The organism is Faecalibacterium sp. 7, assembly GCF_049562865.1.
GTDB classification, from domain to species: domain Bacteria; phylum Bacillota; class Clostridia; order Oscillospirales; family Ruminococcaceae; genus Faecalibacterium; species Faecalibacterium wellingii.
The window spans coordinates 2,786,807-2,809,841 of record NZ_CP186911.1; the positions used below are offsets into that span (position 1 = coordinate 2,786,807).

The following is a 23,035-nucleotide window of genomic DNA, read 5'->3' on the forward strand; positions in this document are numbered from 1 at the left end:
AAATTTTGGCAGCTTATATTTCCGTGCCGCGCGATTTCAGCAAGGTGAAGTCCAAAGTGGCTTTCAATCTGACCGCCCGGCAGCTTATCTGTTTTGGTGCAGCGGCAGTCGTAGGCGTGCCGCTGTTCTTTGTTCTGCGGGACACCGCTGGCAATTCCGGTGCTACCCTCGGCATGATGGCGGTCATGCTGCCCATGTTCTTTCTGGCCATGTATCAGAAGAACGGTCAGCCGGCTGAAAAGATCCTGCGGTACTACTTTCAGGCGCGCTTTGTTCGCCCGAAGGTGCGTCCGTACCAGACCCGCAATTACTATGCACTGCTTGTGAAGGGAGATGACGCCCATGATTCCGTTTCTGAAAAAGAATAAAGACGGCAAAAAGCCGCCCAAGCCCACAGTGCCCCACACGGCACAGGAAAGCATCCCGTTCCAGCGGATGTTTGAGGACGGTACCTGCCGTGTCCGTCCCGGCTACTACACCCGCACCATCCAGTATCAGGATATTAACTATCAGCTTGCGCAGCAGGAGGACAAGACCGCCATCTTTGAGGAATGGTGCTCTTTTCTCAACTTTTTCGACAGCTCTATCCACTTTGAACTGTCTTTCGTGAATACCGCCACCGATTCGGCAGACTTCGAAAAGTCCATCCGCATCCCGTACCAGCAGGATGGCTTTGATGATGTGCGAGCCGAGTACAGCCAGATGTTGCGGCAGCAGCTTTCCAAGGGCAACAACGGCCTGACGAAAACGAAGTTTCTGACCTACGGCATCGAGGGCGACAGCATGGCGCAGGTCAAACCTCGGTTGGAGCACATCCAGAACGACCTGATGAACAACTTTCACAGGTTGGGCGTTCTGGCAAAGCCGCTGGACGGTACGGAGCGTCTGCGACTGATGCATGGGATGCTGAACATGGATGGAACCAACAAGTTCCACTTCAACTGGAAAGACCTTGTGCCCAGTGGTCTGTCCGTAAAGGATGCCATTGCCCCTACTGCATTGGCATTTAAGAACAGCCGTACCTTTCAGATGGGCGGCATCTTCGGGGCGGTCAGCTTCCTGAACATCACAGCCTCCGACCTGAGCGACCAGTTGCTGAAGGATTTTCTGGACATGGATTCCAGCCAGATCGTTACCATGCACATCCAGTCCGTTGACCAGAACAAGGCCATCAAAACCATCAAACACACCATTACCGAACTCGACCGCAGCAAGATCGAGGAGCAGAAAAAAGCGGTCCGCGCCGGATACGACATGGACGTATTGCCGTCCGATTTGGCAACCTACGGCAGGGATGCCAAGGCACTGTTGAAGGAGTTGCAGAGCCAGAACGAGCGGATGTTCCTTGTCACGTTTCTGGTGCTGAACACCGGCAAGACCGAGCAGGAACTGGAAACCAACGTGTTTCAGGCGGTCAGCATTGCCCAGAAGCACAACTGCGAATTATGCCGCCTTGATTTTCAGCAGGAGCAGGGGCTTATGTCCTCGCTGCCGCTGGCAGACTGCCAGATCGAGATACAGCGCGGTCTGACCACCAGCAGCACGGCAATCTTTGTGCCGTTTACCACACAGGAGTTGTTCGACAATGGCAAGGAAAGCCTGTATTATGGCTTGAATGCTTTGTCCAACAACCTGATTATGGTAGACCGGAAGAAACTGAAGAACCCCAATGGCCTGATCCTCGGCACCCCCGGCTCCGGTAAATCCTTCAGTGCAAAGCGTGAGATCTGCAATGCGTTCCTCGTGACAGACGATGATATTATCATCTGCGACCCAGAATGTGAGGTGCGACACGAAGTCGCGTAATGTATTGTGTATAAACACTGCTCTATCCATTTGGAGTAACCCTACTGTGACCTGCACTGGTCAAAAGCCGGCGTTGGGAAGCTCACAGGACAATATGGGAAATCTGCCAGCCTAAAGCGGATGTACTGTTAGGGTAAAGAATGCTATGTCGAACGTAATGTGAATCATCGTAAGGATCGTTACAGGGAATAGGTGAAATAAGGCTGATACACCTACACCAAAAGGTGTTGGAGGTGGCCGAGGGGCCTTTCGCTACCCCGAAGCAAATGGACACAAATCCTCCCGGTTCAAAGATGGCGGCTAAGGCATTCATGAATTATGCATTACGTGGAACGTGGAAAACCCTATGCGTTCCTTGAACAAAGGTATCGACCTCGCAAGAGGAAGAAATGGCGCAGAGGGTATGAGATGGAATAAAAAGCGAAAGGTTCACTGTAACGGTGAGCATAGGGGTTCAAAATTTGCCCTGACCTGAAAGGGTGCTGACTTATTCCGGGTATTTCATGGCAAGATTGGAGGTATCCCTGTGAACGATAAGTATTCAACGACGGAAGGTAAAACTTCTGAGAAGCTGTCGGACGAAGCTATGTTGAGTGCCCAATGGAAAAACATTGACTGGCATAAGGCAGAGCGGGAAGTCAACAGGCTACAAATCAGGATTGTCAAGGCAACTCAGCAAAAAGACTACAACGCAGTAAAACGACTTCAGTATCTTCTGACACATTCCTTTTACGCCAAAGCACTGGCTGTTAAGCGTGTCATTACCAACGATGGGCGCAAGACTCCCGGTGTGGATGGTGTTCTCTGGAACACTCCGGCGAAGAAAATGGCAGCGGCTCTATCGCTGACAGATAAAAGGTATCGTGCACGTCCTCTCCGTAGAGTGTATATCGAAAAGAAGGACAAGAAGAAAAAACGTCCGTTGGGGATTCCCACGATGTATGGCCGCGCAATGCAGGCTCTTTATGCTTTGGCACTGGAGCCGGTGGCGGAAGCAACAGCAGATGGGAAATCCTTTGGTTTCCGAAAAGGAAGATGCGCACAGGATGCCTGCGAATATCTGTTCAATGCACTGTCGCGCAAGCACATTTCTCCGAAGTGGGTTTTGGAGGGTGACATCAAAGGTTGCTTCGACCATATCAGCCATGATTGGCTTCTGGCGAACATCCCCATGGACAAGAACATTTTGAAGCAGTTCTTAAAGGCGGGATTTATCTATCAGCGCGAACTCTTTCCTACCGAGGAAGGAACTCCGCAAGGTGGTATTATCTCCCCCATTCTGGCGAACATGACGCTGGATGGTATCGAGAAGAAGCTGGTCGAACGCTTTCACACGAACGCGCTCGGTAAGGTCGATTCAAGATTTAAGAATGCCCACAAAGTAAACTTCGTCCGCTATGCAGACGATTTTGTGGTCACAGCGGCAACACCTGAACTGGCTCTTGAAGCAAAGGAGCTGATTCGAGAGTTTCTCGCTGAACGCGGATTGGAACTTTCTGATGAAAAGACCGTTGTCACCAACATTGACGATGGTTTCGACTTCCTCGGCTGGAACTTCAGAAAGTATAACGAAAAGCTGATTATCAAGCCTTCCCAAAAGGCGGTTAAGGCTATCGTTTCCAATATCTCTGACACGATTCTCCGCAGAGGAAAAGCGTGGCAGCAAGATGTTCTGATTATGAAGCTGAATGAACAAATTCGAGGTTGGACTAATTACCACCAGTCCGTATGCGCAAGTGATGCGTTCGCGCATCTGGACTATGTCCTGTACGAACTGCTGTGGCGATGGGCTAAAAGACGGCACCCAAAGAAGAACAAGTGGTGGATTTCCACGAGATACTGGCATCGTGTCGGTAATCGGAACTGGGTGTTCTCTACGGAAAACAAGGAGCTGATACGGGTGGACAGCACAGCCATTGTGCGACATACCAAGATAAAAGCTACTGCAAATCCGTTCCTCGATGAGGCGTATTTCCAAAAAAGGAAATTCGATAAAGGAATGCACCGGCTGACTGGAAAATTCAAGATGATTTGGAAAAACCAGAACGGACTGTGCTACCACTGCGGAATGCCGATGGATGTAACGGAAGAAAGAGAAATCTTCTACCTTGCACCAAAGGCAAAGGCTGGCATGGAAGATGTTCGCAATATGCGCTACGTTCATTGCGCCTGTCAGCGTATTTATGCTGAGAACCGCTTGAAGAAGTGATGAAATGCTTGAGCCGTATGACGGGAAACTGTCACGTACGGTTCTTAGGCGGGAAGGCGGTGGTAACACCGCTGACCCAGCCGATTACGCTCCGCTGGTGGAGCGTCTGCATGGGCAGGTCATCCACATCAGCCCTGCCAGCACCCAGTATATCAACCCTATGGACATCAACAGCAACTATTCGGAAGAGGATAACCCGTTGGCTTTGAAAGCCGACTTTGTACTGTCCCTGTGCGAACTGGTGGTGGGCGGCAAGGAGGGCTTGCAGCCAGTGGAAAAGACGGTCATTGACCGCTGCGTCCATGTGATCTATCGCAAGTATTTCGAGAATCCCACCCCAGAAAATATGCCGCTGTTGGAAGATCTGTACAACGCCCTGCTGACGCAAGATGAACCGGAAGCCCGCCATGTGGCGGCTGCGCTGGAAATCTACGTCAAGGGCAGTCTGAACATTTTTAACCACCACACCAACGTGGATATCAATAACCGCATCGTCTGTTTTGACATCAAGCAGCTTGGCAAGCAGTTGAAGAAACTCGGTATGCTTATCGTGCAGGATGCCGTGTGGGGGCGTGTGACCGCCAACCGCAGTGCCGGAAAATCCACCCGGTACTATGCAGACGAGTTCCATTTGCTCTTGAAGGAAGAGCAGACTGCTGCTTATTCCGTGGAAATTTGGAAGCGTTTCCGTAAGTGGGGCGGCATTCCGACAGCCCTAACGCAGAATGTCAAAGATCTGCTGGCAAGTCCCGAAGTATCGAATATTTTTGAAAACTCGGACTTTGTGTATATGCTCAATCAGGCCAACGGAGACCGGCAGATTCTCGCAAAGCAGCTCAACATCTCGCCCCATCAGCTTTCCTACGTCACTCACTCCGGTGAGGGCGAAGGGCTGCTGTTCTTCGGCAACGTGATCCTACCCTTTGTTGACCACTTCCCGAAAGACCTTGAACTCTACCGCATCCTTACGACCCGCCTTTCCGAAGTTGCGGAGGCGCAAAAGCATGAGTGAGAAACAACCGAAGCTGAAATTCGAGGAGGAAAAGGAGCGCACGGCTACACGCTCCCCTCCGAAAAAGTCTAAAGTGGAGCAGTCGGTGCCCAAAAAGCGGAAACTGAAACAGGATGCAGACAAAGCAGCGGAAAAGGCGCAGCACCTGCGTTTTGGCAAAGCCGAGATCACCCCGGATGAAGCATCCCGCATGACAAAGCAGCAGAAACGTGCTATGTATGCCGCTGCTACCGCCCGGTCTGCGGTGCATCGGGAGGTTGACCAGTACGAGGACGATAATGTGGGCACGCAGGCTTTAAGCGAGGGCGAAAAGGCAGCAGGAAATGTCCGGGATATTTCCAAGAGCATCTATGCCCGGAAGCTGAAAAAGAAAGCCAAGATGCAGGGCAAGAAGGGTGCCAAAACCGCACAATCTTCCCCACAGAAGCCGACTGCGGCACAAGATGCAGGCGCATCCGGCACCGGCGAGGGCGGCTCCAACTGGCTCTCCCGATGGCGGCAGAAACAGGACATCCGGCAGAGTTACTATGCCGCCGCCCATTCGGGCACAGCGGCGCAGACCGCAGGCGGCAAAGCGACATCCAATGGCACCACTGCTGCAAAGTCCAGCATGGAGCAGGTCATCGACAAAGGAAGATCGGTGGTCAGCACCGCAGTCAACGGCATTGCCAATTTTGCAAAAAGCAACGCGCACGTTCTTTTGATCGTGGGCGTTTTTCTTTTGCTCCTGCTGCTGGTCATGTCGGCATTTTCGTCCTGTTCCATTCTGTTTTCAGGCACCACGCAGGTATCTGGGCAGACCATTTACACCGCAGAGGACCGGGACATCCGGGGAGCCGAAACCGACTACAAGAAGCTGGAAAAGGAACTGGATAAGAAAATCAAGCGTACCCCCACCGACCACCCCGGCTATGACGAATACCGATACCATCTGGATGCTATTGAGCACGATCCTTGGCAGCTCACTTCGTTCCTGACTACTCTCTACGACGACTACACCCGCAGCGAGGTGCAGGCAAAACTCAAGGAGACGTTTGCCAAGCAATACAAGCTGACCACATGGGTGGAAGTCCAGACCCGGTACCGCACGGTAGTGATGATCGACATTTTTACTGGCATCCCCTACACCGTGCAAGTCCCCTATGAGTATCGAATTTTTCACACAAAGCTGGTGAACCGTGGCTTGGAAGTGGTTATCCGGGAGGAACTGGACAACGACCAGTGGAAACGGTACGAAATTTTTCAAGATACCTTGGGTGGCAGACCCTACCTGTTTAACGGCGGTCTGCCGCCCGGTGGCTCCGATGGCTCTGGCGCGCCGGGCATTGATTATCAGGTTCCAGCGGAAGCCCTGACGGATGAGGAATTTGCCGCCATCTACAAGGAAGCCCAAAAGTATGTGGGTACGCCCTATGTGTGGGGCGGCTCTACCCCGGAAACTGGCTTTGACTGTTCAGGCTACGTTTGTTGGGTCTACAACCAGAACGGGTATAACGTGGGCAGGACGACCGCCAACGGCCTGTGGAACAAGAGCCAGCACATTAGCGAGGCAGAAGCAAAGCCCGGTGACCTTGTTTTCTTCGAGGGAACCTACGACACTCCGGGAAAAAGTCATGTGGGCATCGTGCGTCCAGTAAGGACGATAGTAGAAGTAGAGAAAGGAGGCTGTGGTTAAGGTACTACCCCGCAAAGCAACACGGGAATCCACCTGCTTTACCGAAAGTCGAAAGATGCACGGGAAAAGAGCACGGCAGGAAAGCGGTAAGTTGCCTAAAGACAATCGGGCACGACTGAACCGCAAGGATAAGTGAATATAAGGATAAAACTGAATTGTTTAAGGTGAGTTCCAAGCCCTTGTTACATGTGGGCAAAGGAAAATTGTCTGAAACCTTTGGCGCAGGGACCATAGGAAATAAATGCCTTCCTATGGGTTGCTAATCCCCTGTGCGGCACGTCGGAGAACCGATAGTAACGGAACAAAAGCATATCCGATAATTCACATTGACCTACTACTATCGTCAACTGGAGATTGTCTAAACCGGAACGCTTGAAAAAGCTATGTGTAATGCAGCAATGTGATAAATTTCAAAGCTATGCTAGAAAGATGACACTGAAAATCCGGCATGACAACGGAGCTTCTGTAGTAGTCCGAGAATCCTGAATTGACAGGAAAAGCCGTAAAATCGGATGCGGGAAAGCCGCTCACATGGCGAAGAGAAGCAGTTTTTTACGCATTAAAATCAGAAATTGATTAGAGAGGAAAGCCTCAATGAAATCAACAATGGAGATTTTAACAAAATTACAAGAGAATTCCCAAAAGAACCACGATGAAATTTTCACACGACTGTACCGCTATCTTTTGAGGCCAGATATTTACTTCATCGCCTACCAGCATCTTTACTCCAATAAGGGTGCAGGAACGAAGGGTGTGAATGATGATACGGCTGATGGATTTAGCGAGCAGTATGTGACAGCCATCATTGAAGCATTGAGAACAGGGTCATATGAACCCAAGCCGGTACGCAGAACCTATATTCAAAAGAAGAACGGTAAGCTGCGCCCGTTGGGACTTCCTGTATTCGCTGACAAGCTGGTGCAAGAAGCTATCCGTATGATTCTGGAAGCCATCTACGAGCCGATTTTCTCTATCTATTCCCACGGCTTTCGACCGGGCAGAAGCTGCCACACGGCACTTGCCATGATCAAGCATGAGTTTACCGGAGCAAAGTGGTTCATTGAGGGCGACATCAAGGGATGTTTCGATAACATCGACCATCCCACGCTGATTGGTGTGCTGAACCGAAAAATCAAGGACGCTCGTTTTCTGAACCTGATTCGTATGTTTCTGAAAGCCGGCTATATGGAAGACTGGAATTTCCATGAAACCTATAGCGGATGCCCGCAGGGTGGAATCATCTCCCCGATTCTTGCAAACATTTATCTGAACGAACTGGACAGGTATATTACGCAGCTGAAGAAGGAATTTGACCACGGATACAATCCGAGAAACTTTACGGAAGAATACAACACGATACGGCACAAACGAGATGCACTGCATGAGAAAATCAAGAAAGCTGAAGGGACAATGCGGGAGCAGCTCATTGCTCAGCACAAGCAACTGACAAAGCAGTTGTTTCGGACACCTGCAAAAGCGTGTACCGATAAGCGATTGAAATATGTTCGCTATGCAGATGACTTTCTGATTGCAGTCAATGGGACAAGAGAGGAATGCGAGGAAATCAAGGCAAAACTCACGGATTTTGTCCGGGACACTCTGAAAATGGAGTTGAGTCAAGAAAAGACCCTTATTACGCACAGCAATACTCCTGCCCGATTCCTTGGTTTTGATGTTCGGGTGCGCAGGGATGCCAGTGTCAAACGCTCTGGAAAACGAAAAATGCGCACTATGAACAACAAAGTGGAACTCAATATTCCACTGAAAGATAAGGTGGAGACCTATTTGCTGTCCCATAGCATCGCTAAAAGGGATGGTAAGAGGTTGATTCCTATTCATCGCCCAATTCTGCTGAACCGCACGGATTTGGAAATCGTAATGATTTATAATGCGGAACTCCGAGGACTCTGTAACTATTATGCCATTGCAAGCAACTTCAGCAAGCTCGTTTACTTTGGTTATCTGATGGAATACAGTTGTCTGAAAACACTCGCAAACAAGCATCGCTCCCGAATTGCTAAGGTTCGTTATGAATACAGAGATGGGACTGGCGCATGGGGTGTTCCGTATGAAACCAAAAAGGGAAAACGCCGTATGATGTTCGCTAAGTACAGCGATTGCAAAGGCAAAGATTTGACGGAAAAAGTGCCCGATTTGGCGTATCGCTATTCGCACAACACAACATCCTTCGAGGAACGTCTGAAGGCCAAAGTCTGTGAAGTCTGCGGCTGTACAGACAGCGATAGCTATGAAATCCACCATGTAAACAAGGTCAAAAACCTGGAAGGTAAAGCTGATTGGGAAAAAGTCATGCTGGCAAAGAGGCGCAAGACAATCGTTGTGTGCCACAAATGCCACATGAGAATTCATCATGGAACTAAAACGGAATGACTTTTGAAATGGAGCAAAAAATGGGGAGCCGTGTGCGTTGAGAGGCGCAAGCACGGTTCTGGGAGAGGTCTGTGCAAACCTGTCGTAGAAATACGATAAGGCGGCACTTTCCTACTCTACTACCTTGGAAACGGCAAGATGGTGTCTGCCGGAGACCCCATAAAGTATGCTGATATTCACTCGTCCTACTGGCAGAAATACCTGTCCGGTTTTGGACGGCTTTCAAAATGATTGGAGGAAGAAATGAGCGAAAAACTCGATAAGCTGCGCGCTTCTCTGGAAAAGGAAAGGGAGCGTCGCATTAAGATCAACACTCGCATTGAAAGCCTTGAACGGCGGATTCAGGAAGCAGAAGCTGCCGAGGTCAACGAGATGGTGCGTACCGCCAAGGTCACGCCGGAACAGCTTGCCGCCCTGCTGCGCCAGTCTGCAACTTCCACCCCGACCCCGGCTGCGCTGTCCGCGGTCGGTGCTACCTTTAATAAGGAGGACGATTCCAATGAAGATGATGAATAAGTTCTGTGCCCTGATGTTGTCGGTGGCACTGTGCGCTGGTATGGCGGCTCCTGCTTTTGCCTATGGCGGTGAGCCTACGGAGGAAGTGGAACAGCCTGTCCTGACTTCTACCACCGATGAAGAAGATGCTGAAGAAAATTGTTCTTTTCCCGATTTCTCTCTTTGTGGCGTTTCTAGCTCTGATGGCAAGGTGGCTGCTAACCCTGTCCAGCTATGTAGTCGCTCCGCTGATGCTCTACATCTTCGGCTGCGGCATCTACACGGCTTACCGTCAGACTTGGAATCAGTTCTTTATCCTGCTGGTGGCCGAGTTCATCTGCTTCATCCTCTTTTTCGGTGCAACTGCCATCACCGAGGGCATCGGGCGGTTCAGTGAGTGGTTGGCCGAACTGTAAGGAGCATTTTCAACCTTTTGCCGCCTTCGGGCGGCTTTTTCTTTTATGGGGGTGATTTAGGATGGCCGCAACACGGCTGATCGCGCTGCACAAAAACAAAGGCAAGTCGGTTGCGGCCTGTCTGAAAAGCCGTACAGACTATGTACAGAATCCCGACAAGACTGAGCAGGGCGAACTGGTCAGCAGTTACGAATGCAGTCCCCTGACTGTGGATGAAGAATTTATGCTCTCCAAACGCCAATACGAACTTGCCACCGGTCGCAGGCAGAAAAGCGATGTGATCGCCTATCAGATTCGGCAATCGTTCAAGCCCGGAGAGATCACTGCCGAGGAAGCCAACAAGGTGGGTTATGAGCTGGCAATGCGTTTCACCAAAGGCAAGTATGCGTTTATCGTTGCAACCCACACGGACCGGGAACACATTCATAATCACATTATCTACAACTCCACTGCGTTGGACAGCACCCGGAAATTCCGGGATTTTTTATTGTCCGGGCTGGCTGTGCAACGGTTGAGCGATCTGATCTGCTTAGAGCATCAGCTTTCCGTCATTGAGATAAAACCCTATCGGGAGCGGCAGAAGCGCACACTCTACCCGCCCAAAGAAAGCAATCGTGACTGTCTATGCGGCGTGATTGACAACATTCTGGCGGAAAAACCCAAAGACTACGAAGATTTTCTGCAAAAGCTGGAGCAGCAGGGATACGAGGTCAAGCGAGGGAAATACACCTCCGTCAAAGGCACACGGCAGAAACGATTCATCCGGTTCCGCACTTTGGGCGCAGGATATAGTGAAGAAGAACTGAAAGCTGTTATCTCTGGGGAAGCCGAACACCATTCCCGGCAGAAGCAGAAGCGCATCGTACCGGAACAAAAGTTTCAGATGCTGGTGGACATTCAGGCAAAGCTGGCCGAGGGAAAGAGCATGGGGTATGCTCGCTGGGCAAAGCGATATAATCTGAAAGAAATGTCCAAAACGCTGATTTTCTTACAGGAGAACAAAATCGGAAGCATTGAGGAAATGCAGGAGCGTATAGATGCTGCTACTGCTCGCTATCATGAACTAGGCGATTCAATCAAGGCAGCAGAAACGCGCATGGCCGAGATTGCCGTGCTGCGGACGCACATCGTTAATTACGCCCGGACACGTCCGGTTTATGATGCCTACCGCAAAGCCGGGTACAGTAAGAGATTTCTGGAAGCCCACCGGGAAGAAATCACGCTGCATAAGGCTGCAAAAGCTGCTTTTGATGAAGCTGGATTGAAAAAGCTGCCAAAGGCTAAGGACTTGAGCATCGAATACGCTGAACTTCTGAAAAAGAAGAAAGAAGCATACCCAGACTACCGGAAGGCACGAGATGAGATGCAGGAGTTGATGAAAGCTCAGAAAAATGTAGAGATGTTTTTTGCAGAGGAAAAACACACAGCCGAAAAAGAGCCAACACGATAAACGAAATCCGCCGAGGATTCTTCCCGTTTTTTTCGGGAGGATTCCTCGGCGGATTTTTGCTTTTGAAAACTGATTTCTAAGAATGTGAATTCAAAATACCAAAATTATTCAGTCAAGCCAAAAAGGTAAACCACACAAATGCAGCAGTTGCACATATCATCAGAACCAGTAGTATCGTACTTGCAAGTTTCTTCTCAATGGAAACTTTCTGATTTTCGCATAGGACAATCTGCTGAAGATTGTGAAATTCGGCTTCGCTGACATTTCCATTTAATGCTTTCCATGCAGTGCAGCGATCTGTAACCAGCAAAAAATCGGACAGCATTTCCATAAAGATGACAGCGAAAAATGCCAGAGAAAAGAACCACATCCCATTTCATTGAAGTTCTGTCAACACCCTCTGAAGGCTTGAAGGCTTTAATGACACTAACGAAATAATGTAAATCAACGTGTTGCAGAATTCTCTTGCTAATGGCCCTTTTTGTTTAAGAAAATCCATTTTCAACCCTTTCCTTACAAACGGAGTGACTTAACCACCAATGGCCTGATAGTAATCCGTTTTAGAACGAATCAAAGAACCGTTTGACTTGTATTCTTTGACAGTTTGATGGTAGCAATTTTCGAAATATGTATTCTATTTTTTCTGCATTGGAATCACCACTTTTTTGATAAAATTAGGAGCCATCACTTTCCGACAGCCATTCGTCTAGGATTCTTGATGCTATTTCAGCATATTCTTCATCTGTAGAAATAGATTTCAAATATTTGTAAAGAGTATTTTTTTCTTCTGCCGCCCCAATATAGGGATAACCGGAATTCCCCAGCATCTCTTTTATTCAGGATTTTTCTACTGAAATCCGGATTCCAAATCCTCCCTCTGAGTATGCAATGCTTATCCATGTTTCATCTTTTCTTAGCAAAACGCCTGTCGAAACGCTTTCTGAAGCCGATGCCTCTTCAGCGTATCCTAAGGTTTTCAATTGGTCAATATATTTTTGTATTTCTTCTTCAGAGATATTATTATAAAAGATTGCATAATACCCAGCATTAGAACCATCCAATATATATTCTATCGTTCCACTTTCCGGCTCACAAATAAGCCTAGTGTATTCATTATCCGGCCAAACTGAAGTATAAATACATTTTACATCAGACGGATTGGTTCCTCCATGTGTAGCAAATTTTCCCTGACCTGAAAAACGAATGCAAAGAAAGACCAATATCAAAACTATAAAGGCAACCGCCATACTGCTAAAAAATTCCAATTTCTTATTCATTTGGCTTGCTCCATAATTCAAACGTACAAAGCCACGATTCTTTTCTTTCGGCTCTAAAGAATCGTGGCTTTTATCCCCATTATCTAATGCTTTTATTACGGAATCGTGATGTCGTAGGAAATGGAGAACTGGCCACCGTTTGCCAAAGCATTCAATGCTACAGCAGTTCCAGAAACAAATACTGTACCGCTTGTTCCGCTACTAGCTTTCCTACCGGTATCCACATCTGTACTAATCGTTTCGTCCCCGGTTGCGACTTCAGAGAAGTATTTACTTGTCGATTGGCCATTCATGGTAAGTTTGACATTTCCTGTCATACCTGTAAATTCCGGCTTTGGCGATGAGTACCACGGAACGTAAAGTTCAACATGAACCTGTACGCCATCATTCTTATCATAGGTTGCGTAGGAATTAACCCGAACGTTAGCAATTCCTACCTGCATAGCCATGCCAGGTTCCAAGCACTCGCTTAGAGGTGCATCATACCTTCCAATAACAACAGGTTGTTTGTCATCCGTTGGGGCCGCTGCAAAAGCAGAGATAGAACAAAGCGAAAAGACCATAACCACCGCCATACAAAGCGCAAGCAATCTTTTCTTCAAGGTCATTTTGAGTCATCTCCTTTTATTTTTGCATAAAATGTGACAGCATATCGAATAAGGTACTTTGCAATCACAAGAAAAGCAATCGCCATGACTGTTGCTGTCGATACAATTGTCAAGATTTCCGGTACGCTAAATTTCATAAATGTACCTCAACTCATGCTCAACTTGTTTTCAAGGAAATTATCTGCATTGGAATCACCTCCATCACGGTTTTCATTTTAGATGTTGATAATAGCAAAGCACAAATAGAAAAAAAATCCACAATATTGTAGCAAGACGGAGAAAAAATGTCACCAAAACGGTGTAAGCGCAAAGCAGGGATTGGTTCTTGATCTCTGTTGTGAGAGTTCACAAACGTCCGGGGTGCTGTTGCCGGAAGGATGCTTTCTTCAATTTTCTTCCAGAATTCTCTGCAAATAGCGGGCTGTTTATGCTTCTTGAGAATCCATCTAGTGAATACCGACACCCTCCATGATCTTTTCTATCCAATTTGTGGAAGAATCATTTTTCTCACTAAATGACCCCAAATAATGTGACGAACTCTCAACCTCTATTATTACACCATCCGGCATTCTGTATTTTTCTAAACTGAGATTCAAACCTTTAAGTGGGATTGTTCTAGCCAGTTGAGGGATAGAAACTGTATGCACGGCTTCTACTACAACTAACGAGATAAGCAGCGAGTTCGTGACAGTTTTCTCGATGAATTTTAGAAAAATTTTTGGCAACGTACAAAAACACCTCTTGCAGTACATCTTCTGCCAGATACGAATCGCCCATAATTTTGTAAGCGGTATGGTAGACCAGCCGTTTGTAGGTATTATATACATCTATAAATTGTTCTTCTTTGCTTTGATCGTCAAGAACAGCTAAGTACAGGGAAAGCAACACAATCACCTCCAACGGATTCGCATGGATTGGATGTAGTGTACCATGAACCAGCGAAAATGTCGAATGTTTTCCGTTCTGAACGAAGAACAGCCAGCATCATGACCTCACTTACCGTTGAGGCCGTTGCTGGCTGTTCGTTTGGCTTGAGATGTCTCCATCAAAATTGCAGAGCGCAACTGTCTTGAAACTCTACCTTATATAAATAGAAGCGTTTCGAAAAAACGCGCAGCCTGCATCGGCACGATGCAGAACAAATGGGGTTTGGGCACAGCCCAACAAGCATTTTGCAACGCAAAAATGGCGTTTGTATAGACAAAAGCCCTGCTTGCTACAATTGTGTTGGTTCTGAAAGGTTCACAGCCAGTGAGCTGTACAGACGCCCAAACCTAAGCTACAATTGAGATGTGCAGAGAGAACGCTGCCCTGCTTGAGCTACCACGCTCGGAATCGCAAACTGTTCTCCGCCATCTCCATTGCAGCGTTCGATTGACGCAGGTTGAGTTATCGGTGGCTCTTGTCACTGTACATTCGTGTCACAAAGCAAGCTGAATCGGTGATGGGCATCAGGCGGAACAGGCACAAAAAGGAGGCCGGAAAAATGAAGTCAATGGAAATCACAGCCGTAGGTATTGATGTTTCTAAGCGCAAAAGCACAGTTGCTATTCGCAGGCCAGGTGGAGTAATTGTTGCATGTCCATTTGACATATCTCATTCTAGCCATGATCTTGAGAAACTGGTCTCCATACTGAAAACGACAGGAGGAGATATCCGCGTTGTAATGGAACACACAAGCAACTATTGGAAGCCTATTGCATTGACCCTGAAAAATGCAGGCTTTTATGTTTCTGTCGTAAACGCTATGCTGATTCACGATTTTAGCGATAATTCTATCCGGAAGCTGAAAACAGACCGTGCAGACTCTTTAAAAATCGCCAACTATGCCCTGACATTTTGGAATCAACTCCCGCCATTTAATGATGAGGATGAAACCAGACTCGTGTTGAAAGAGCAGTCACGAATGTATGAAAGATTGGCTTCGACAGCAACATCCCTTCGTAATGGCCTGATTGCATTGGCAGATCAGACGTTCCCTTCGATTGATCAGGCTTTTGGACATGCAATCAAGAATGCGGATGGTCATGAAAAGTGGGTCGATTTCTTTTCAATTTATTGGCACAGAGACTGTGTACTCAGACTTTCCATTGAAAAATTCACAGAATCTTACCGTAAATGGTGTTTGCGGAGAAATTATAAATTTCGTACGAATACAGCGCACAAGTTGTATGCTCTGGCGCAGGATGCCGTTCCTACTCTCCCGAAAAACAACGGAACAAAGGCTTTAGTATTGCAGGCTTGCAAGAGCCTGAATGCTGTATGCGAGGCGAAACAGTCTACTCAAGAAGAAATGAACCGATTGGCTTCGCTGCTTCCTGAATATGAAGTTGTCATGCAGATGGAGGGCACAGGACCCATTACAGGCCCTGCTCTAATGGCTGAGATTGGTGATGTCAGACGTTTCAAAAACAAGAAAGCTCTCGTTGCCTTTGCCGGCATTGATGCACCACCGTTCCAATCTGGAAACTTTGAATCCAAGTCACGCCACGTTTCCAAGCGCGGCTCACCTCATTTGAGGCGCACTGTATTCCTTGTAGCAAATATTATTCTAACCTTATCCCACAAAGATAACAGCGTCTTTTGCTTTATGGACAAAAAGCGCGCTGAAGGAAAGCACTACTACGTCTACACGATTGCTGGCAGTGCAAAATTTCTAAGGATCTACTATGCGCGAGTATCTGAATATTTGCGTACCCAAGAGCCCCCTGCAGCTGCCATCTGTTTAGATTGCAAAGATTAAGGATTTTTCTATAATTTGAAAACTCTGCTGACAGAACTCTCCTGTCGGCTTATTAAAGTTGCCGGATGCTCGCTGCACCCGGCAACAATTGCTGGCGGTGCTGGACGGCGGCAAGTGCATTTTGCAGTTGCGTGGTGTCAGACCATTTCTTTCTGACAAGTACGACCTGACCCAGCATCCCAACTACAAGCTGACCTCCGACTACGACCCCAAAAACACCTTCGATATTGAAAAATATCTGAACCGAAAAGAAAAGATCCACCCCGGTGATGAGTTCATCGTGGTGGACGCTGATTCGCTTCCGTCTGCCTGACCCGGTAGGCGGTTTTATTTTTGACCAGAGAGGTACACCAGCAAGCCCACTTCCGCCGTAGTTTGCGGCTTAACAGCAACAGCTTCAGGTGTGTACGGGCGGTCTACAACTTTCATTTATAAAGGAGAAACGACTATGGAATTCTTTAACTCTGTTATCGAAGTTCTTCAGACTCTGGTTGTCGCTCTGGGTGTCGGTCTCGGCGTGTGGGGTGCCATCAACCTGCTGGAAGGTTACGGTAACGACAACCCCGGCAGCAATACTCATGTGCCATAAAGTAACACTACATAATCAAATGACCGCTGCCCACTATTCAGATTTATAAAAACGCATTAACGCTGAAAAGTGAAAATCGGAGGTCTGATTATGAATAAGCTCTTATCTTGTGAATGCAGGAATGGGGCATTTCGTTTCTGGATGCGCCTGTCCCGGAACAGATGAAGTATGCTTCTCTGGCAGAAGCCGCTTCTCACCTCATACAAGTCCTCAACGACCCGGAGCACATCACCGGATAAAAAGCGTCCCGAAGGGATGCGCAGCCTGCATTGGAAAATGCAGATCAAAGGGGCTTGGGGCATTCCCCCAGCAAGCAATGTTTTTGTATAGACGAAAACATTGCTTGCAACTGATTGTTTGGCGAGGAAAAGCGTATATGGTTTTGGCGGTTTAATCAAACAATGACAACGTGAACAGCACGTTCGTAATCAACTTTGCGAACGTATATTGTGTAGATTGTTTGACAATTGACCTTTTGAAATGTGGTTCCAGTTCTTTCACGGGTTCCCATCGAAAACAAAGACGGCGATGATAAATCGCGTACTTTTGTTCGATATCCGATTCCTTCTTTTTCTAAAAGAGATGTGTATTTTTGGTATTGAGATTGATTTGAGCAAACCACCAACTCTTTTTGATTAAAAAACGGTAGCATAAAAAACTCCTTGCTCAAAAACGGTTATCGGATATTATTTGAAATTTCAACATACCAAGTCTTTCCGGTCTTTGCAGCAATATTGACAACATAGTAGCAGCCAACGCGATTTGTTGCATCTACCAGAACACCAGCCCAAGAGGAATCAGGGTATATTGCTACATTGGAGTAACTCCTTTCGATTTGTGCATTGTGCCATCCTTTCTTACACTGTATACACAGCAAGCAATATTGTCTACATTTCTGTAATAAGATGGAGAAAATTCGTAACGAAATCGGAGTCACCAACAAAGAAAAATGGCATAGTGCTTTTTGTTGTTGAAACAGGAAAGCAACCATGCCATCTCAGGATTAAACTTATTTTCGTTTTTCTTGCAGATGCTTCTCCGGTACATAGGGACGCTTCGGCTGATACATCCAGCCCGCACAACCCGGAGGCCACTCCTGCATATCCTTCTTCACCAGAGCTTCAATTTTCTTTTTGGCGAACTGTTTGACTTGAATTTTCATTTGTATGCCCTCCTTTCAATTTTGACAGCGTGAAATGGATAGTGTTATTGCATCAGCAGTCAATGCTGCGACCAACCCTTGTAGTATGGAAGGAGCAATTTGAACTTCCACCAACAAAATTGCGAAAATATTTAGAATCAATAATAACCAACGAACAGCTATTTTTGCAGCCTTAAATTCATCTGTTGACCAGTGAATGCTTTTATTGTTAACTGGTGCAATACACAAAATTGTAGCATCAGAAACTATAGTTAAGAAAAGCAACGCCTTGCCTGTACAAAAAACGTAGGAGATTGAAGCAAGAAGAACTACTTCTAATAAACTGGAACATAACAGGCACTTAATATAAGTAGCAGCATGATAACCGTTTGTGTATTTCCGAATTAAGAGGAAGAACACAGAAAATGAGATCGTTATGGTCCAGCCAAAGCAAAAACCACCAATCAGACACTGCACAAGCCAAGTTAATAAGGTTGTCACTCTTTTTTCGATGCTATATGCAAACCATTCAGAATAAGATTCATCAAGCAATCCCATCGACACGCACTTTTGCGTTAATTGCATTGCAAAATCTTTCATTGCGACAATCCTCATTAAAAGAACTTTCTTGAAAGAAAGAATACACAAGTTGAGCTACAATTTCCACAATAATGTAACGAAATGGACTTTTTTTGTCACGAAATCGGAGTGAGCGGTATATCAGCGGTGAACTGGAACCACCCATTTTCATAGAACATGGTATACTCGCCGCTGTATTTTTCAAGAATCAGTCGGATGTTCGCAAGTCCAAAACCATGCAGCTGTGGTTCTGGTTTTGTAGTTGGAATGGAACTGTTTATAATTGTAACAGGTTCTGATGTGTTTCGGACAGAGATAAAAAAGTCTTGTTGCGCAACCGCCATGACATGAATCGTTTTGTCACCTTTATCGTACCGTTGACACGCTTCAATGGCATTATCCAAGAGGTTTGATAGAAGCACTACTATATCAGAGGCATCAAATGGAAGATTTGATAGATCATTCACTTCAAAATCAATACTGATCTTCTTTTGAGTTGCTTCGGCAGCTTTTGTGTTGAAAAGTGCATCCAAGATAGGATGGTGTGTGTTGACAAGGAAAAGCCGATCTGTTTGCTGTTCGGTGATTTTTTCAAGATATTCTTCAGCGGCAGAATACTCTTGATTCTTCATCAATTGATTTAGGATATTCAGGTGCGCCCGGAAATCGTGGACTTTTTTCCTTTGGGCAGAATAAAGTTCGCTTGCCGAAGTCATGTTTTTCGATTGCAGCTGAATCTGCTGGTTAAGCATCAATAATTGTTCTCTTTCCGATGCGGCATACTCCATTCGCTCCAATAAAAAGAGGACTGCGACGTTTGAAATAAAAATGAGAATACAACAGCCAGCAGAAACAAACTCTTCTATATTATGACCGCTTGTAACGTAAAGCAGAATCACAAGCATTACAAACGATGCGCATGGAAATAGAAAGTACAGTATCAGCTGCGAATGTTGAGCATCGCTTCTGGGTCTGTTGCCCATACGCTGAAGCATCATTTTGCGAAATAGCGCAATAATAAATAATTCGGCTGAATAATAAGAGATTCCATAGATTAGGGATAATGCCTTGTCGGATTGAAACGTCTGAGCATCCATCCCACAAACCGATGTTGCAAGCATTCCGACTGCAAAAGATAAGCTGTATGTCAAGAGATATTCTACAACAATAAGAAATAATAAAAACCTTCCTGAGATATTCCCATATAGAGTTCTGGCAACAATAAAGCAGGATAGTAGAATTAAAAAAATTTTGACGATTTGGTTTCGATTTAAGACAATAACACTGAATTCAATGGATACACCGAACTGCAATCCGCTGTTCATGCCATGATCCAGCGGCTCGAATACAGCTTCACCTTTAATCCCAGCCTGCTCACCAGCCCGAAGCGTAAGAAGCAGGTGGCTGAGATTCTGACTGAAGCCGAAAAATACATTTGGCGAATCAAGGAGGAAATGCGATGCGCCTGAAAAACGACACGAACAATTTTGCCGCTTCTTTCAATATCACCCCGCCTTACCAGATGCTGGTGCTTCACAGCAAGATGCTGATTTATCCCCGTGAACTTTATCAGCGGGGCGTACAGCGCAAACGGGTGGAAATGATTGCTGCGGACTTCAACGAATATGTTGCGAACGAACCGAAGGTCAGTTTCCGCAACGGTAAGTATTATGTGGTGGACGGTCAGCACACTATCGAGGGGCGCATCCTCCGTAACGGCGGCAAAGACCTGCCGATTCTCTGTAAGGTCTACACCGGCCTGACGATGGAGCAGGAAGCCCTGTTCTTTGCTGAACAGAACGGTCACTCCGCACCGCTTACTGCTGGCATCAAGCTGCGCGCCAAGGTCGTGGGCGGCGATGCACCTTCCAAAGCATTTCTCGCAGCCACCAACCGGGTTGGTCTGGCGTTCAACTATGACAGCCTGCAGCTGAGCGACTACCGCATCAGCTGTGTGGGCACCGCTCTCAAGCTGTACAACCAGATGGGCGAAAAAATCTACTGCGAATCCCTGCGGCTGATCGTCGCCGCATGGGAGGGTAAGCCTGATTCATTCCGGGCATCTGTCCTGCGGGGCGTGATGCACTTCGTAGAACTGTATCACGGTGAGTTCAGCGAGGAACGGCTCATCCGTGCGCTGGGCAACGTCCATCCTATGGAGATCTACCGTGTCGGCAGGGATAATCCCGCCAAGCTGCCCGGATGGAAGAAATACGTTTTCCCCATCTACATGGCCTACAACGGCAAAGGTCGCAAGGACGCTCTGTCGATGAAGTTCTAAAACATATTCTCTCTGCCAAGGGGCATCTGCAAGCTGCGGATGTCCCTTGTTACATATTGAAAATTACAATATATAGGAGTGATGATACAATGGTCGATAAGTTTTCGCAGGTCGCTGGCAACGTTCCGGTGACCAATAACGACCCGAATCGCCGATATACCGTTATCAATGGCTATCCTGTCGTCCTCAATTTTGCAAAAGAACCCAATCCGGGTGTCTTTGAGCGTGTCCGTGACATCCTGCTCGCCACCAGCTATACCAAAAAGACCAGCTGACATCGTGGACGAGGACAAAAGAACGCGCTATACTGAGGATGGCAGTGGTATTCGGAGCAATCCATGAACCACGACCAACCGTTCTTTGATAACCGAATATCGTTCATCCTCGCTTTTATAGCGAAAGTGAGGAACCCCCTATGACTGAAAATAAAAACCGTGTCTGCTGCCTGTACCGTGTTTCCACCGATAAGCAGGTGGATTTCAACTCGAACCATGAAGCAGACCTTCCCATGCAGCGCAAGGCGTGTCACAAATTTGCCGAAGCAAAGGGCTGGGTCATCGTCCATGAAGAACAAGAAGAAGGCGTGTCTGGCCACAAAGTCCGCGCAGAAGCCCGTGACAAGCTGCAAATCATCAAGGAATACGCCCGAAAGGGCAAATTTGATATTCTGCTGGTGTTCATGTTCGACCGTATCGGACGCATCGCAGATGAAACGCCATTTGTCGTAGAATGGTTTGTACGAAACGGCATCCGGGTATGGAGTACCCAAGAGGGTGAGCAGCGATTCGACAACCACACTGACAAATTGCTGAACTATATCCGCTTCTGGCAGGCAGACGGCGAAAGCGAAAAAACTTCTGTCCGTACCCGTACCAGCCTGCGGCAGCTTGTGGAAGAAGGACACTTCAAGGGCGGCAGTGCGCCGTATGGTTATGACCTTGTGAAAAGTGGCCGCATCAACAAGCGCAAGCACGAACTCTACGAACTGCATATCAACGAGCAGGAAGCCGAAATCGTTCGGCTGATCTTCGATAAATATGTATACGAGGGTTACGGCGCACAGCGGATTGCCACCTATCTGAACAATGCTGGATACCGTGCCCGCTCTGGAAAGTGCTGGCATCCGGGCAGCTTGCGAGGAATGGTCGGCAACCTGACCTACATGGGCGTTCTCCGCTGCGGAGATGCCCGCTCCGAATTGATGCCCGAACTCCAGATCATCCCGCAGGAGGAGTTTGAAGCTGCACAGCGTATCCGGGAAGATCGCTCTGCCCACGCAGCGGAAGAAGCCGAACACCATGTTCCTCTTCGTACCCGTGGACAGGCATTGCTTTCCAATAACGTTTACTGCGGCCACTGTGGTGCAAGGCTCGCCCTGACGACCAGCCGGAAATGGCGTAAGCTCTCCGATGGTACTCTGGACGATACGCTCCGCATTCGCTACACCTGCTACGGAAAACTCCGCAAGCAGACGGATTGCACCGGGCAGACCGGCTACACTATGCACATTCTGGATGAGATCATCGACAAGATGGTTCGCCAGATTTTCTCCCGCTTGAGAGGTATCCCAAAAGAGCAGCTTATCACCAGCCGCTATGCGAAGGAAACTGCGGAGCGCAAGAACCATCTGCAAGCCCTTCAAGCAGAACGCGACAAGGCCGAAAAAGACTTGCTCGCCTTAAAAACTGAGATTCTGGCTGTAATCAAAGGGGAGAGTGCTTTTCCGAAAGACACTCTTGCCGAGATGATCGCAGCACAGGAAAAGAAGCACACGGAGTTGGACACTCTGTGTGAAGAAGCCAGTGCAGAACTGGAGCGAAACGCTGAATTGATGGCAAATGTATCGCAGCTGTACGAAGAATTGATCTCTTACGCAGACCTGTACGATAGTGCCAGCTTTGAAGCAAAAAAGATGATCGTCAGCCAGCTTATCCGCAGGGTAGAAGTTTATCGCGGATACCAAATCCATGTGGACTTCAACTTTGATCTTGCACAGTATTTGGAGAATAGCGATGAACTTGCTTGCTGACAAACACAAAAACACCGTTGACTTCGATTTGAAATCAACGGTGTTTGTAACTCTTATTTGAGCCAATGGTGGAGAATACCGGGATCGAACCGGTGACCTCTTGCATGCCATGCAAGCGCTCTCCCAGCTGAGCTAATCCCCCATAATTTTCCAGAAGTAGAAACCTCTGGAAAAGAGATACTCAAACAAGAAACGTTTTATGAAGTTCAGTCGTGGGGGTGCGTGAGCGCACTGCTTGGGCTCCCAGCTGAGCTAATCCCCCAGATGTTCGTGCCGTGCCTGACGACAGGAGTAATTATACCAGCGATTCCCCGGATTGTCAACCATTTTCGGA

The 23,035-nt window shown here is 47.5% G+C and carries 17 protein-coding genes, 1 tRNA gene and 6 pseudogenes; 17 read left to right on the forward strand and 7 right to left on the reverse strand.

Annotated features, from left to right (window positions below):
* Positions 1 to 5: 5 nt before the first annotated feature.
* From ACKXF7_RS13960 to ACKXF7_RS14010, 11 genes and pseudogenes are all read left to right on the forward strand, one after another.
* On the forward strand, positions 6 to 368 hold the full coding sequence (locus tag ACKXF7_RS13960; protein ID WP_044960449.1) for a PrgI family protein: 363 nt from the start codon (positions 6 to 8) through the stop codon (positions 366 to 368).
* Positions 343 to 1,785, forward strand: a pseudogene (locus ACKXF7_RS13965) (VirB4-like conjugal transfer ATPase, CD1110 family); the annotation flags it as partial. The gene ACKXF7_RS13960 and the pseudogene ACKXF7_RS13965, both read left to right, overlap by 26 nt.
* A gap of 547 nt (positions 1,786 to 2,332) precedes the next feature.
* On the forward strand, positions 2,333 to 4,015 hold the full coding sequence (gene ltrA / locus ACKXF7_RS13970; protein ID WP_423741636.1) for a group II intron reverse transcriptase/maturase: 1,683 nt from the start codon (positions 2,333 to 2,335) through the stop codon (positions 4,013 to 4,015).
* A 73-nt stretch (positions 4,016 to 4,088) separates the two neighbouring features.
* Positions 4,089 to 5,027 (forward strand): annotated as a pseudogene (locus ACKXF7_RS13975) (VirB4-like conjugal transfer ATPase, CD1110 family); the annotation flags it as partial.
* Positions 5,020 to 6,702, forward strand: coding sequence for a CD1108 family mobile element protein (locus tag ACKXF7_RS13980; protein ID WP_423741637.1), 1,683 nt, complete (start codon positions 5,020 to 5,022; stop codon positions 6,700 to 6,702). The pseudogene ACKXF7_RS13975 and the gene ACKXF7_RS13980, both read left to right, overlap by 8 nt.
* A 594-nt stretch (positions 6,703 to 7,296) precedes the next feature.
* Positions 7,297 to 9,093 carry a reverse transcriptase domain-containing protein gene (locus ACKXF7_RS13985; RefSeq protein WP_423741638.1) on the forward strand — a complete coding sequence of 599 codons (1,797 nt, stop codon included), beginning with the start codon at positions 7,297 to 7,299 and terminating at the stop codon, positions 9,091 to 9,093.
* Positions 9,094 to 9,213: 120 nt separating this feature from the next.
* Positions 9,214 to 9,324, forward strand: a pseudogene (locus tag ACKXF7_RS13990) (peptidase P60); the annotation flags it as partial.
* Positions 9,325 to 9,336: 12 nt separating this feature from the next.
* Positions 9,337 to 9,609: a DUF4315 family protein gene (locus ACKXF7_RS13995; RefSeq protein WP_097800090.1), complete on the forward strand. Its 273-nt coding sequence runs from the start codon at positions 9,337 to 9,339 to the stop codon at positions 9,607 to 9,609.
* A pseudogene (locus ACKXF7_RS14000) lies at positions 9,593 to 9,736 on the forward strand (DUF4366 domain-containing protein); the annotation flags it as partial. The gene ACKXF7_RS13995 and the pseudogene ACKXF7_RS14000, both read left to right, overlap by 17 nt.
* Before the next feature lie 55 nt (positions 9,737 to 9,791).
* Positions 9,792 to 10,004: a hypothetical protein gene (locus ACKXF7_RS14005; protein ID WP_223384173.1), complete on the forward strand. Its 213-nt coding sequence runs from the start codon at positions 9,792 to 9,794 to the stop codon at positions 10,002 to 10,004.
* Positions 10,005 to 10,065: 61 nt separating this feature from the next.
* Positions 10,066 to 11,454, forward strand: coding sequence for a relaxase/mobilization nuclease domain-containing protein (locus ACKXF7_RS14010; protein WP_423741639.1), 1,389 nt, complete (start codon positions 10,066 to 10,068; stop codon positions 11,452 to 11,454).
* Positions 11,455 to 12,290: 836 nt separating this feature from the next.
* Here ACKXF7_RS14010 and ACKXF7_RS14015 read toward each other — a convergent pair.
* From ACKXF7_RS14015 to ACKXF7_RS14025, 3 genes are all read right to left on the reverse strand, one after another.
* Positions 12,291 to 12,731 carry a hypothetical protein gene (locus tag ACKXF7_RS14015; RefSeq protein ID WP_005929376.1) on the reverse strand — a complete coding sequence of 147 codons (441 nt, stop codon included), beginning with the start codon at positions 12,729 to 12,731 and terminating at the stop codon, positions 12,291 to 12,293.
* A 95-nt stretch (positions 12,732 to 12,826) separates the two neighbouring features.
* Positions 12,827 to 13,339: a hypothetical protein gene (locus ACKXF7_RS14020; RefSeq protein ID WP_015565839.1), complete on the reverse strand. Its 513-nt coding sequence runs from the start codon at positions 13,337 to 13,339 to the stop codon at positions 12,827 to 12,829.
* A 615-nt stretch (positions 13,340 to 13,954) separates the two neighbouring features.
* Positions 13,955 to 14,116, reverse strand: a complete 162-nt coding sequence (locus tag ACKXF7_RS14025) for a hypothetical protein (protein ID WP_423742640.1) — start codon at positions 14,114 to 14,116, stop codon at positions 13,955 to 13,957.
* A 724-nt stretch (positions 14,117 to 14,840) separates the two neighbouring features.
* Between ACKXF7_RS14025 and ACKXF7_RS14030 the strand changes: the two genes are divergently transcribed.
* From ACKXF7_RS14030 to ACKXF7_RS14040, 3 genes and pseudogenes are all read left to right on the forward strand, one after another.
* Positions 14,841 to 16,082 (forward strand): IS110 family transposase, encoded by a 1,242-nt coding sequence (locus ACKXF7_RS14030; RefSeq protein ID WP_097839621.1) that lies wholly within the window; start codon positions 14,841 to 14,843, stop codon positions 16,080 to 16,082.
* Between the two features lie 91 nt (positions 16,083 to 16,173).
* Positions 16,174 to 16,395, forward strand: a pseudogene (locus tag ACKXF7_RS14035) (VirD4-like conjugal transfer protein, CD1115 family); the annotation flags it as partial.
* A gap of 135 nt (positions 16,396 to 16,530) precedes the next feature.
* A pseudogene (locus tag ACKXF7_RS14040) lies at positions 16,531 to 16,659 on the forward strand (Maff2 family mobile element protein); the annotation flags it as partial.
* Between the two features lie 1,021 nt (positions 16,660 to 17,680).
* Here the strand turns inward: ACKXF7_RS14040 and ACKXF7_RS14045 are convergent.
* From ACKXF7_RS14045 to ACKXF7_RS14055, 3 genes are all read right to left on the reverse strand, one after another.
* Positions 17,681 to 17,833, reverse strand: a complete 153-nt coding sequence (locus tag ACKXF7_RS14045; RefSeq protein WP_154251299.1) for a hypothetical protein — start codon at positions 17,831 to 17,833, stop codon at positions 17,681 to 17,683.
* Between the two features lie 15 nt (positions 17,834 to 17,848).
* A complete protein-coding gene (locus ACKXF7_RS14050) occupies positions 17,849 to 18,412 on the reverse strand; it encodes an accessory gene regulator B family protein (protein ID WP_179858953.1) in 564 nt (187 codons plus the stop codon).
* A gap of 95 nt (positions 18,413 to 18,507) precedes the next feature.
* Complete coding sequence (locus tag ACKXF7_RS14055) at positions 18,508 to 19,716, reverse strand: sensor histidine kinase (RefSeq protein ID WP_423741640.1); 1,209 nt, start codon at positions 19,714 to 19,716, stop codon at positions 18,508 to 18,510.
* A gap of 134 nt (positions 19,717 to 19,850) precedes the next feature.
* Here ACKXF7_RS14055 and ACKXF7_RS14060 point away from each other — a divergent pair, with 134 nt between their 5' ends.
* From ACKXF7_RS14060 to ACKXF7_RS14070, 3 genes are all read left to right on the forward strand, one after another.
* The gene (locus tag ACKXF7_RS14060; RefSeq protein ID WP_097783560.1) at positions 19,851 to 20,672 is read left to right on the forward strand and encodes a DUF6551 family protein; all 822 of its coding nucleotides are present in this window, start codon (positions 19,851 to 19,853) and stop codon (positions 20,670 to 20,672) included.
* Between the two features lie 89 nt (positions 20,673 to 20,761).
* The gene (locus ACKXF7_RS14065) at positions 20,762 to 20,947 is read left to right on the forward strand and encodes a hypothetical protein (protein WP_055190497.1); all 186 of its coding nucleotides are present in this window, start codon (positions 20,762 to 20,764) and stop codon (positions 20,945 to 20,947) included.
* A gap of 140 nt (positions 20,948 to 21,087) precedes the next feature.
* Positions 21,088 to 22,701, forward strand: coding sequence for a recombinase family protein (locus ACKXF7_RS14070; protein WP_097783561.1), 1,614 nt, complete (start codon positions 21,088 to 21,090; stop codon positions 22,699 to 22,701).
* A gap of 66 nt (positions 22,702 to 22,767) precedes the next feature.
* On the opposite strand, the gene ACKXF7_RS14075 is transcribed toward ACKXF7_RS14070, so the two are convergent.
* Positions 22,768 to 22,843 (reverse strand) — tRNA-Ala (locus ACKXF7_RS14075).
* Positions 22,844 to 23,035 lie beyond the last annotated feature (192 nt).